The sequence below is a fragment of the Enterococcus sp. AZ040 genome, from assembly GCF_050499185.1.
Lineage (GTDB): Bacteria > Bacillota > Bacilli > Lactobacillales > Enterococcaceae > Enterococcus_D > Enterococcus_D entomosocium.
Genome location: NZ_JBMHEW010000001.1, coordinates 3,436,156 through 3,448,981, shown reverse-complemented (window position 1 = coordinate 3,448,981; position 12,826 = coordinate 3,436,156). Strand labels below are relative to the sequence as shown.

Below are 12,826 nucleotides of genomic sequence, written 5' to 3'. Positions count from 1 at the left end.
AACCAATGAAATATTACGATATCACCTTTCACGAACTGAGCGGAAAAAATGTCATCAAGCGCAGTATTCCCTCTGATAAAGAGAATTTCTCTGCGTGGGAAGATGCCTGCGTAGCCATCGAGCCGGATTTTCTTCATCTACTAGTTGATGGCGTAGCTGTTTCTTTAAATCGTCGGTACATCGTACGTATCGATTGCCAAGAAGTGACGGATCCGACCGAAAAAGCGATCACTGCCAAAGACGAATTAGCAGGGGTCATCAATACCTTAAGCAACATGGGCTTTTAAGAAAGCAGCCGAAGTGTAGACTAGCAATTTCATGAAATTCCCATTATAATAAAGTAGTTCTTGAAAGTTGCTGAAAAAAAGTGCAAAATAGACGTTAAGCAAATGTCAGTGAAAGGACGTCATTATGTCAGAGCGAGGATTACTTATAGTTTTATCAGGACCTTCCGGAGTAGGGAAAGGGACCGTGCGCAAAGCAATTTTTGAGAGTGACGACAACGATTTTCAATATTCCGTTTCAATGACCACTCGTCAAAAACGCGAGGGGGAAGTGGAAGGGGTCGATTACTATTTCCGCACGCGGGAAGAATTTGAAGCCTTGATCGAAGCCGGTGAAATGCTGGAATACGCCGAATATGTCGGCAATTATTATGGCACCCCATTATCTTATGTCCAACAAACACTGGATCAAGGAAAAGATGTATTTTTAGAGATCGAAGTGCAAGGGGCAAAACAAGTAAAAGACAAAGTTCCCGATGGTGTGTTTATTTTTCTGACGCCACCTGATCTGGCAGAATTACGCTCTCGTATTACAGGAAGAGGAACCGACTCTGCCGAAGTGATCGATGAACGGATGCGTGTCGCCCGTGAAGAAATCGAAATGATGGCTTTGTATGATTATGCCGTTGTCAATGATGAAGTACCTAAGGCAGTCCAACGAATTCGCGAAATTATTTCGAGTGAACATTTTCGCGTTGACCGAGTGATCGGAACCTATATCAAAATGTTAGAGGAGCTGTAAGAAATATGATGTTAAAACCTTCAATCGATTCTTTGTTGGATCGTGTCAACTCAAAATATTCATTAGTGATCTTAGCAAGCAAACGGGCGCATGAACTTGATGCCGGTGCGCAAGCAACATTAGAAAACTTTGATTCAGTGAAAAGCGTGGGTCAAGCGCTTGAAGAAATCGAAGCGGAATTAGTCGTTAATGATCCTCATCCAGAGATCAAGCGTGCCCGCTTGAAAATGGAACAAGAAGAGCGCAAAGCGCAAAAAGACCAAGAACAAAAAGAATTAGAAGCGCGTATCCGCGACGAACAAAAGCTATAGACAAAAGCAAGCTAGAGCACGCCTGTGTTCTGGCTTTTTCTTTTGAATGGCGATGGTTAAATTTTTGTAAGGGGTACAGACAAACCCCAGCCCATTTAGTAAAATAGAACCTAAAAGGAGGAGAAGAGATGGCGTACATAGCAGAAGTGATCGTGGATGTTCCCACGATGCAGACCGATCAGCCTTTTACTTATCTGATCCCATCAGAATTACAAGCCGCCATTGAGACAGGAATGCGGGTCGAAGTGCCATTTGGCAAAGGTGACCGTCATATCCAAGGGTTCGTCGTCGGGCTTTCAGAAGTTGCCGAACCGCAACAGACCTTAAAACCAATCGTTCGTTTGTTGGATTTGTCGCCTGTCGTCAATGAAGAACTTCTCCAATTAGCCGACTACATGAAGGAAACGACCTTTGCCTTTAAGATTACTTGCTTGCAGACGATGCTGCCTAGTGTGATGAAAGCCGAGTACCAAAAGCAGATCGTTTTACTCGAAGGAAATCATCCCATCAAAGAATATTTTCCCGAAGACGGCATCCTCAGCTGGCAAGCCGCCGAAAGTGCAGGGCTGCTGCCGCAGTTGAAGCCTTTGCGGGAAGCCGCAGTAGTTGAACTGCAGTACCTCGTGAAAAATAAAAACAAAGCGAAAATGACCCGTTATATTGAACGTAAGATCGAGCCAGCAGAAATCCCCGCCGTCCAGCAACAGCTGCGCAAAGGGGCCAAACGCAAGCTGGAAATCTTACAGATTTTGACAGAGGAAGCCCGCTTGCCGGTTTCCTTTTTTACCGAACAAGGGATTTCCACCGCGGCTTTGAACCAAGCACAAGAAGCTGGCTGGCTGACCTTTACGGAAGTTGAAGCCTACCGTGATCCTTACAAAGACCGTCAATTTCAAAAAACGGTCCCCCTTGAATTAAATGAAGAACAGGCAGCTGCAGTAGCGCAAATCACTGCTTGTGCGGATAACCAAGAGGCGCAGACTTTTTTACTGGAAGGGATCACCGGCAGTGGAAAAACAGAAGTCTATCTGCAAGCGATCGCCCAATTGCTGAAACAAGGCAAAACCGCGATCATGCTCGTACCGGAGATCGCTTTGACCCCGCAAATGGTCGAACGCTTTAAAAGCCGTCTCGGCGACGCAGTGGCTGTTTTACACAGCGGCTTGTCCCAAGGTGAAAAATACGATGAATGGCGTAAGATCGAACGTGGGGAGGCGCAGGTGGTGGTTGGCGCCCGCTCGGCGATTTTTGCTCCGTTGAAAAACATCGGGGTCATCATCGTCGATGAGGAGCACGAAGCTTCCTACAAGCAAGATGAAGCCCCTCGTTACCATGCGAGAGATTTAGCGATTTGGCGCAGCCAGTACCATCATTGTCCAGTGGTGTTAGGTAGTGCGACGCCGTCATTAGAATCTCGTGCTCGGGCCCAAAAAGAAGTCTACCGCTTATTGAAATTGAATCAGCGGGCAAAAACCAGTGCGCAATTACCGCAGATCGAAGTCGTGGATATGCGTACCGAATTTGCCAACAAAAAGTATCAAACCTTTTCTCGTCCGTTACAGGAAAAAATCACAGACCGCTTGGCCCGGAAAGAACAGATCGTCTTGCTGCTGAATCGGCGCGGCTACTCTTCCTTCGTGATGTGCCGCGATTGTGGGTATGTTTTGCCTTGCCCAAATTGCGACATCTCCTTGACGCTCCATATGGATACCAAAACGATGCGCTGTCATTATTGCGGACATGAAGAACACATCCCCCATCGTTGCCCCAACTGTAATGCAGACAAGATTCGTTATTACGGAACGGGCACGCAAAAAGTGGAAGAAGAGTTGAAGGAACTGTTTCCCGAAGCGCGGGTTTTACGGATGGATGTCGATACCACCCGCAAAAAAGGCGCCCACGAAAAAATCTTGACCTTGTTTGGGGAGAAAAAAGCGGATATTTTGTTAGGGACTCAAATGATCGCCAAAGGCTTGGATTTTCCTGATATCACGCTGGTAGGGGTCTTGAATGCCGATACGGCCTTGAACTTGCCAGATTTTCGTTCGAGTGAACGGACGTTCCAGCTGCTGACTCAGGTCAGTGGTCGGGCAGGTCGGGCGGAAAAAACCGGCGAAGTGGTGATCCAAACATTCAACCCTGAGCACTATGCCATCCAGTTGGCGCAGTCGCAAGACTACGAAGATTTCTATCAAAAAGAGATGTGGATGCGGCACCAAAGCGGTTATCCACCGTATTATTTCACCGTCAAAATCACCTGCAGCCATCCCGAAGAGCAAGTCGCCGCTCAGAAGATGTTTGCGATTGCGCGGGATCTGCAGCAGGAGCTGTCACCGCGCAGTATTTTGTTGGGTCCGGCACCAAGTGCGATTTTGCGGGTAAAAAACCGCTATTACTACCAATTGATCATTAAATACAAAAATGAACCGCAGCTACCTGCTTTGTTGACCCGTCTGTTGGATCAAAGTCAAATCGATCAGCGCAAAGGATTGTACGTATCGATTGACCAAGAGCCGTTGAATTTTATTTAGAGGAGAAAATATGCGTTATCCTATTATTATCACCCCCGATGAACGTCTTCGTCGGCAAGCAAAACCCGTCAAAGTAATTACCGATGAACTCGTTCAGCTACTAGACGACCTTTATGAAACGATGGTCGCCCATGACGGGATCGGTATTGCCGCACCGCAAGTCGGCAAAAACCTGCAAGTGGCGATCGTGGAAGTCGAAGAAGACGATCGCTTTGAAATGATCAACCCTGAGATCATCGCTTCTTCTGGTGAATCCCTTGATGTGGAAGGCTGCTTGAGTATTCCCCACACCTTTGGGACCGTCAAACGAGCAGACGAGATCACTGTCCGCTATTTCGATCGAGAAGGAGAAGAAATGGAAGTGGAAGCATTCGGCTACTTGGCGCGTGCGATGCAGCATGAGATCGATCATTTAAATGGCGTGCTGTTTGTCGACAAGCTCGTCGAACGCATTCCTGAAGAAGACTTAGAAAAGTATATGGAGGAACATGAAAATGACTAAAATCGTCTTTATGGGTACCCCGGCGTTTTCCGTCCCAATTTTAGAAGGCTTGCTTGAAGCCGGCTATGAAGTGGCAGCAGTCGTGACACAGCCGGATCGTCCCGTCGGTCGCAAAAAAACCATCACTCCGACACCCGTCAAAGAAGCGGCGTTGAAGCATGGCTTGTTGGTTTTACAACCAGAAAAAATCAGTGGGTCACCAGAAATGGAGCAGATTCAAGCTTTAGCACCTGATCTGCTGATCACGGCAGCTTTCGGCCAATTTTTACCTAGTGCTTTACTAGAAGTACCGAAGTATGGCGCTATCAACGTTCATGCGTCCCTACTACCGAAATACCGTGGCGGAGCACCTGTGCATTATGCCATCATGGAAGGCGAGCAAGAAACGGGTGTAACCATCATGGAAATGATCAAAAAAATGGATGCTGGCGGTATTTTTGCTCAAGCTCATTTGCCGATCACGGCCCAAGATGATGTGGGGACGATGTTTGATAAGTTGAGCCTATTAGGCAAAGACTTGCTGCTGGAAACCCTGCCGAAAATCTTGTCAGGAGAGTTGCAGCCGGTTCCGCAAGAAGAAGCGAAAGTCACCTTCTCGCCGAATATCAGCCGTGAACAAGAAGCCATCGACTGGCAGAAAACGGCGGTGCAAATCGATGCCCAAGTCCGAGGCATGCGGCCATGGCCGATCGCCTTTACGACACAAAACGGCAACCGCTGGAAGCTTTGGCAAGTAACACCGCTGGAGCAAACGACGACAGCCCAGCCAGGAACGATCATTGAACGGACGAAAAAAACGTTGCTGATCGCTTGTGGGGAAGGCACGGTATTGGCTATCGATGAATTGCAGCCAGCTGGAAAAGGCCGACAAGACATTGCCGCATTCTTAAACGGCAGTGGACAACAGATTCAAAAAGGGGATCAGGTAGGTACCTATGAAGCGTAATCTTGGAGACATACAATATACAGTGCGTTTTGTGGCACTAGAAGCGTTGTTGCGAATCGAAAAAGGCGGTGCTTATTCCAATCTACTGCTGCGGGAATTGATGAATCAAGGGCGTTTAAATGACAAGGACGGTCGCTTACTGACTGAATTGGTGTACGGCACCATCAGTCGTCAGCTTTTATTGGATTATTATTTGGACCGGTTTATTAAAAATGCCCGCAAAGTCGACCCGTGGGTCAAAACGCTGCTGCGGCTTTCCTTGTATCAGATGCTGTATCTCGATAAAGTACCCGCCCATGCCATCATTCATGAAGCCGTGGATATTGCGAAAGCCAAAGGCAATCCGGGGACTGGTAAATTCGTCAATGGCGTGCTGCGCACGATCCAACGACAAGGAGTGCCAGACTTGGCATTGATTAAAGACCCAATGGAACGTTTAGCAACGGAAATCAGCCTGCCCTTATGGCTAACGAAGAAACTAGTCAAACAAATTGGGATCGAAGAAACCAGTGAGCTAGGCTATGCCCTATTTGAACCCAATCATGCCAGTGGTCGTATCGATCTGCAGCGCATCTCGCAAGCAGCAGCGATCGAACGGCTACAAGAAGAAGGCATTGACGCACGACCAAGTGAGCTTTCCCCCTATGGGGTTGTGGCTGACAAAGGCTTTATGGCGGGCTCTTCCCTCTACAAAGAAGGCTTACTGACGATCCAAGATGAAAGTTCGATGCTGGTTGCCCCCGTTTTACAAGTAGCCCGGGACCATCAAGTATTGGATGCGTGCGCCGCACCAGGAGGCAAAACGACCCATATCGCTGCCTTCTTGTCTGCCGCAGAGGGCGGCAAAGTGACAGCACTGGATATCCATGCCCATAAAGTTAAGCTGATTCAGCAAAATGCCCAACGTTTAGGCGTAGAAGCAGTTGTGGAAACCCGCGTGATGGATGCCCGAGAGACGGCTCAAACCTTTGCCCCCGAACAATTTGATCGCATCTTAGTGGATGCCCCTTGTTCTGGATTAGGGTTGATGCGCCGTAAGCCGGACATTAAATACAGCAAGACGGAGGCCGATTTCCAACGCTTGCCGCAGATTCAGCGAGAGATTTTGGAAAGTGCCGCCCCAACCTTGAAAAAATCGGGTATAATGGTCTACAGCACATGTACGATTCTAGAGGAAGAAAATCAACAAGTCGTGGCAGCGTTTCTCGCTGACCATCCTGAATTTGAGCAAATGCCTCTTGCGGTAGGACCGCTGGCAGCCGAAGCTGTTCAAGAGGATATGTTGACGATCTATCCGCAAGATTTTATGACAGATGGCTTTTTTATCAGTTGTCTACGCAAAAAGTAACGAGGTGAAAGAAATTGGAGATTCGTTTTCAAACAGATGTCGGCAAACGTCGCAACACAAACCAAGATTTTGCAGCAACCTATGTAAATAAAGCCAATGTGACATTGGCCTTGCTTGCCGATGGCATGGGGGGCCACCGGGCCGGAGATGTCGCTAGCCGTCAAGCAGTCAGTGAGATCGGCACCGCTTGGGAACAGACAGAGCTGACAGACAGTGAAAAAACTGCCCAATGGCTGATCCAAAAAATCCAAGCAGAAAGCCAAGTGATTTTCCAAAAAGGACAAGAACAAGAAGAACTTAGCGGCATGGGCACCACGATCATTGCTGTGGCCTTATTAGGCGACCAGTTTACGATTGCCAATGTCGGGGACAGCCGTGCCTATCTTTTACGCAATCAAGTGCTGACCCAAATCACAGAGGACCATTCACTGGTCAATGAATTGGTGAAGTCAGGACAAATCACAGCAGAAATGGCCTTGAATCATCCTCGCAAAAACGTTTTGACCCGCTCGATCGGCATGCCAAGCGAAGTCGAAGTCGATGTGGCGATCCACTTTATTGCAGACGGGGATTATTTGCTGCTGTGTTCAGACGGATTGACCAACATGGTCTCAGATGAAGAGATCACAGCAACGATCCAAGAAACCCCTGTGCTGGAAGAAGCAGTGCAATCATTGATCGATCAAGCCAACGAACGCGGCGGTGTCGACAATATCACGGTATTATTGATTAAAGTTGGAGGAGAGCGCCCATGATCGAAATTGGGAAGAAGATAAACGGCCGATACAAAATCATCGGCAATATCGGCAGCGGCGGAATGGCAAATGTGTTTTTGGCGCATGACTTGATCTTAGACCGTGAAGTGGCAATCAAAGTGCTTCGTTTTGACTTCCAAAACGACCAAAGTGCGATTCGGCGCTTTCAACGAGAAGCATTGGCGGCGACTGAGCTGGTTCATCCCAACATCGTAACCGTTTATGATGTCGGCGAAGAAGACGGCATGCAGTTTTTGGTGATGGAATATGTCAAAGGGATGGATCTCAAGCGCTATATCCAAACGCACTATCCAGTACCTTATTTGCAGATCGTTGATATCATCCAACAAATCTTATCAGCGGTAGCGCTGGCCCATCAACACCGCATCATTCACCGGGACCTAAAGCCCCAGAATGTGCTGATCAATGAAGACGGCGTGGTGAAAATCACCGATTTTGGGATCGCGATCGCCCTATCAGAAACATCGATCACCCAAACCAACTCGATGCTAGGCTCGGTGCATTATCTTTCACCAGAACAAGCACGAGGCAGTATGGCGACCAATCAATCAGATATTTATGCGATTGGGATCATTCTCTATGAAATTTTAACCGGCAAAGTACCTTTTGATGGCGAATCAGCCGTAACGATCGCCTTGAAACATTTCCAAGATGAGATCCCTTCGATTCGGATCTATGACAAAAATGTTCCGCAATCGTTGGAAAACGTCGTATTGAAGGCAACCGCTAAAGAACCGGCGGATCGGTACAAAACTGCCGATGAAATGCGAGCGGATCTTGATACTGTATTGTCACCTGACCGACTCAATGAACCGAGATGGGAACCTCATGCCCTGATGGATGAAACGAGAGTGCTGACCCCTGTAGAAGCAGCCCAAGTTGAAACGCCGCCAGTGGAAGAACCCGTGGCAGAAACGGCTGCGGATCAAGCCGAAGAATCAGCGAAACCGAAAAAGAAAAAACGCAAACGCTGGCTGCTGCTGCCGGTCATTATGGTGATCGCACTGCTAGGTATAGGCAGTTACTTCCTATTCGGCGGTGGTCGGGGGGATGTAGCGATTCCTGAAGTCAACGGCCAGACAGAAGCGGCCGCTCGGGCCGAACTGGAAGCCGCTGGCTTGCAAGTGGCAGACGAGGTAGAAGAAATCGAAGACGATGAAGTCGAAGCAGGCAATGTCGTCAAGACCGATCCGCCAGAAGGCAATGAAGTCAAAAAGAATTCCGTCGTGACCCTCTACATCAGTAGCGGAACCAAGAAAATCACCCTTGATGACTATGAAGGCCGCTCCTTTGATGATGTCAAAAAAGAGTTGATCGATTTGGGCTTTGATGAAGACAGAATCAAAGAAGAGCTAGAGTCGTCAGATGATGTCGATGAAGGGGATATTATCAGTCAATCACCAGCAGCAGGGCGGGAAGTTTCCCCAGCAGAAGACGAAATCACCTTTAAGGTCAGCTCTGGACCAGATAGCTTCGCAATGGACAACTATTATGGCATGACAGAGGCAGATGCACGAGCAGCATTGACTTCTCGTGGTGTCGACCGATCACAGATCGAAGTGAACTATCAATCTAGCAGTCAACCATCAGGCACGATCATCGCCCAAGCACCCGCAACAGGTGAAACGGTGGTGACTTCCCAAACGACCATCACTTTGACGGTCAGCAGTGGGCAGGAAATGGTCAATGTACCAAGAATCGTTGGGAAAAGCCAAGCCGATGCAGAAGCAGACTTGAATGAAGCGGGATTGGACTCAACTTTTGAGGAAGAGGACGGCTATAATGACTCGGTACCAGCTGGACATGTTGTCCGTGTCTCTCCAGGTGCTGGAACCTCCGTCGAAGTTGGCTCTACTGTAACGGTCACGATCTCTAGAGGACCTGAACCAGATGATTCGTCCTCATCGACGCCAAGCAGTAGTTCAGATGATTCCTCTGATTCAAGCGCTACGAGTGAAAGTAGCTCAGAAAGTGATTAGAAACTAGCTAAAACCAAATACATTAACCAAGCAGCCTTCGGGGACCAAAGAATTCTCTTTTTGTTCCCCGTCCAGCTGCTTGTTTTTGTTTCTAAACCTTATAGTGAGGCACAGGTGTCTTTAAAATTTCCTTTAGTCCTGCCATTTGTGCAAGCGTACATCTTTCCAAGGATTCAAAAATTGGGTATAATGAAGGTCAGAATTAGTCAAGGGAGGGAATGAATTGAGTCATCACAATACTTCCGATTTGATTGAAGCATATTTGAAGAAAATTCTTGAAGATAGTGAAACCATTGAGATTCGTCGCGCGGAAATGGCAAATTTGTTCAACTGCGTGCCCTCACAAATAAACTACGTGATCAATACCCGCTTCACCGTTCAAAGAGGCTATGCGGTTGAAAGCAAACGCGGCGGGGGCGGCTATATTCGGATTGAAAAAGTCAAAATCACGGACAGCCACCACTACTTAAAAGAAATGAATCAACTATTCGATGAAACCATCTCGGAAAAAGATGCGTATGCAATAATCCAGAAACTTTATGAGGAAGGAATCCTGTCCAAGCGAGAAGGCAACTTATTATTGACCGTCATCGCGAAAGCAGTTCTAGGACGTTCTCCTTATGAAAATAGAACACGAGCTGATTTGCTCCATGCAATTCTAGAACGATTAAGTTACGAAGACAGGAAGTGAAAGAGATGGATGAATTATTCACCCAACGCGCGAAAGCCGTTTTGGCTATCGCCCAAGAAGAAGCAAAATACTTTAAGCACCAAGCGGTAGGTTCTGAACATATTCTATTGGCACTGGTCATTGAACAAAACGGGATCGCCGGCAAAACTTTACGGGAAATGAATATCACAGAAAACGATATTCGTGAAGAAATCGAACATTTAACAGGGTACGGCACCGTTCGTCAATACCCAGAAAATGCCTATCTCGCGTATTCACCACGAGCAAAACATACATTTGCTTATGCAGGGGATGAAGCCAAGCGTTTAGGGGCACCACAGATTGGTACCGAACATCTATTATTAGGCTTATTAAGAGACGAAGACATTTTGGCTTCACGAATCATGCTGAATCTCGGCTTGAGTCTCGCGAAAATGCGTCAGCTTTTGAAGAAAAAAATGGGCTTCAATGAAAGCAAAACCAACGGAAGTGCTGGTCGTCGTCGTCCAGCCCAAGCCAAAGCGCAGCAAGGAACACCAACCTTGGATTCCTTAGCCCGTGATTTGACCAAATTAGCCCGTGAAAAACGGTTGGATCCTGTTGTCGGTCGTGCCAAAGAAGTCAAACGCCTGATCCAGATCCTTAGCCGTCGGACCAAAAACAACCCTGTTCTCGTGGGGGAACCTGGTGTTGGGAAAACCGCGATCGCCGAAGGCTTAGCCCAAAAAATCATCAATGGGGAAGTCCCAGAAGACATGCAAAACAAACGCTTGATGATGCTGGACATGGGGGCTTTAGTTGCCGGAACGAAATATCGTGGGGAATTTGAAGACCGAATGAAAAAAATCATTGATGAGATCTATCAAGATGGTCAAATCATCTTATTCATTGATGAATTGCATACACTGATTGGGGCCGGCGGAGCAGAAGGGGCGATTGATGCCTCGAATATTCTGAAACCAGCCTTAGCCCGTGGGGAATTGCAAACCATCGGTGCCACGACACTAGATGAGTACCAAAAATACATTGAAAAAGATTCTGCATTAGAACGCCGTTTTGCCCGGGTGCAAGTTGACGAACCGACACCAGAAGAAGCGGAAGAAATTTTACGGGGCTTGCGTCCTCGTTATGAAGAACATCATGGGGTGGAAATTTCTGATGATGCGTTACACGCCGCTGTGCAACTGTCCGTGCGTTACATCAATTCGCGCCAATTACCAGATAAAGCCATCGATTTGATGGATGAATCAGCTGCCAAAGTGCGTTTAGACAAAACCGATGAAAGTTCAGAATTGGCAGATCTGCAAAACGAGATCGCCAACTTGATCGAAGAAAAAGAAGCCGCTATTCGTCAGCAAGATTTTGAAGCAGCAGCTCGTTTACGGATCAAGGAAAAGAAATTGACCCAACAGCTGACGGAAGTAGCGTTTATGGAAGTCAAAGAAGCATCAGGCTATGCCGATAGTGTTACTGCAGAAGATGTTGCTACGGTCGTTTCCCAATGGACCGGCGTACCTTTGCAGCAGATGGAGAAAAAAGAAAGCGAACGCTTGTTGGATCTTGAAAAGATCTTGCATCAACGGGTAGTTGGCCAAGAAGAAGCAGTCAAGGCAGTCGCTCGTTCGATCCGCCGCGCCCGCAGTGGGTTGAAAGATCCGAACCGTCCAATTGGTTCCTTCATGTTCTTAGGCCCGACCGGTGTCGGGAAAACCGAGCTTGCCAAAGCCTTAGCAGAAGCGATGTTTGGTAGTGAAGATGCCTTGGTTCGTGTCGATATGTCCGAATTTATGGAAAAATACAGCACGAGCCGTTTGATCGGTTCACCGCCAGGCTATGTCGGCTACGATGAAGGTGGGCAATTGACGGAAAAAATCCGTTCAAAACCATACTCCGTCATCTTATTGGACGAGGTGGAAAAAGCCCATCCCGATGTCTTCAATATCCTCTTGCAAGTGCTAGATGATGGTCATTTGACGGATGCCAAGGGTCGGAAGGTCGATTTCCGCAACACGATTTTGATCATGACCTCTAATATCGGTGCCCAACAAATCCGCGAAGAAAAAAGCGTTGGGTTTAATGTCACTGATTTAACGAAAGATCACCAAGCGATGCAAAAACGGATCTTAGAAGAGCTGAAAAAAGCCTTCCGTCCAGAGTTCTTGAACCGTGTGGATGAAACAGTGGTCTTCCAATCCTTAGGTGAAGGGGAGATCCACGAGATCGTGAAGATCATGAGCAAAGCGATCATCAAACGATTAGGCAACCAAGACATCCAATTGAAGATCACGCCATCTGCCATTGATGTGATCGGTAAAGCTGGTTTTGATCCAGAATATGGGGCACGGCCGATTCGTCGAGCCTTGCAAAAAGAAGTCGAAGACCGTTTAAGTGAAGCACTCCTATCAGGGCAAATTCATTTAGGTGACAAAGTGACGATCGGTGCTTCCAAAGGATCGATCACCCTCAATGTCAAAGAGGGACAAGCACGGGTCTTGCAACAAGTTTAAGTCGAGCCAATAACGGCAGTGGCGTTTCTATGGTCGAGCAATCGGCATCCATAGGAACGCCGCTTTTTTGTCATGCTATGTCTAGTAGTGATCAAGAAGTATCCACTGATTATGATTGATGATTCACAAAAAAATATCCTTCTAAATAGCTTTATGACAACGATTGATTAATGAGCAAAGCGCTATTCGTGAAAAAAAGAGTAACGAGACCTCTTGGAAAGAATCCTGCT

General features: G+C 47.4%; 11 protein-coding genes. All 11 read left to right on the top strand.

Annotated features, from left to right (window positions below; genetic code table 11):
- Positions 1–5: 5 nt before the first annotated feature.
- Positions 6–287 carry a hypothetical protein gene (locus tag IGK63_RS15835; RefSeq protein WP_005230307.1) on the top strand — a complete coding sequence of 94 codons (282 nt, stop codon included), beginning with the start codon at positions 6–8 and terminating at the stop codon, positions 285–287.
- A 124-nt stretch (positions 288–411) separates the two neighbouring features.
- On the top strand, positions 412–1,026 hold the full coding sequence (gmk, locus tag IGK63_RS15830) for a guanylate kinase (RefSeq protein ID WP_005230308.1): 615 nt from the start codon (positions 412–414) through the stop codon (positions 1,024–1,026).
- Between the two features lie 5 nt (positions 1,027–1,031).
- Positions 1,032–1,337 (top strand): DNA-directed RNA polymerase subunit omega, encoded by a 306-nt coding sequence (rpoZ, locus tag IGK63_RS15825; protein WP_005232977.1) that lies wholly within the window; start codon positions 1,032–1,034, stop codon positions 1,335–1,337.
- Between the two features lie 128 nt (positions 1,338–1,465).
- Positions 1,466–3,868, top strand: a complete 2,403-nt coding sequence (gene priA / locus IGK63_RS15820) for a primosomal protein N' (RefSeq protein ID WP_016612055.1) — start codon at positions 1,466–1,468, stop codon at positions 3,866–3,868.
- Positions 3,869–3,878: 10 nt separating this feature from the next.
- Entirely contained in the window at positions 3,879–4,370 is a 492-nt protein-coding gene (gene def, locus IGK63_RS15815; RefSeq protein WP_005230314.1) for a peptide deformylase, read from the top strand.
- Positions 4,363–5,316, top strand: a complete 954-nt coding sequence (fmt, locus tag IGK63_RS15810; RefSeq protein ID WP_008381712.1) for a methionyl-tRNA formyltransferase — start codon at positions 4,363–4,365, stop codon at positions 5,314–5,316. The genes def and fmt overlap by 8 nt, the downstream gene beginning before the upstream one ends.
- Entirely contained in the window at positions 5,306–6,664 is a 1,359-nt protein-coding gene (gene rsmB, locus IGK63_RS15805) for a 16S rRNA (cytosine(967)-C(5))-methyltransferase RsmB (RefSeq protein WP_016612057.1), read from the top strand. Before fmt ends, rsmB begins: the two co-directional genes overlap by 11 nt.
- A gap of 14 nt (positions 6,665–6,678) precedes the next feature.
- Complete coding sequence (locus IGK63_RS15800) at positions 6,679–7,419, top strand: Stp1/IreP family PP2C-type Ser/Thr phosphatase (RefSeq protein WP_005230317.1); 741 nt, start codon at positions 6,679–6,681, stop codon at positions 7,417–7,419.
- Positions 7,416–9,419 carry a Stk1 family PASTA domain-containing Ser/Thr kinase gene (pknB, locus tag IGK63_RS15795; protein ID WP_005232981.1) on the top strand — a complete coding sequence of 668 codons (2,004 nt, stop codon included), beginning with the start codon at positions 7,416–7,418 and terminating at the stop codon, positions 9,417–9,419. The genes IGK63_RS15800 and pknB overlap by 4 nt, the downstream gene beginning before the upstream one ends.
- Positions 9,420–9,642: 223 nt before the next feature.
- On the top strand, positions 9,643–10,110 hold the full coding sequence (locus IGK63_RS15790; RefSeq protein ID WP_005230319.1) for a CtsR family transcriptional regulator: 468 nt from the start codon (positions 9,643–9,645) through the stop codon (positions 10,108–10,110).
- A 5-nt stretch (positions 10,111–10,115) separates the two neighbouring features.
- Positions 10,116–12,596: an ATP-dependent Clp protease ATP-binding subunit gene (locus IGK63_RS15785; RefSeq protein WP_008381720.1), complete on the top strand. Its 2,481-nt coding sequence runs from the start codon at positions 10,116–10,118 to the stop codon at positions 12,594–12,596.
- Positions 12,597–12,826: the final 230 nt, after the last annotated feature.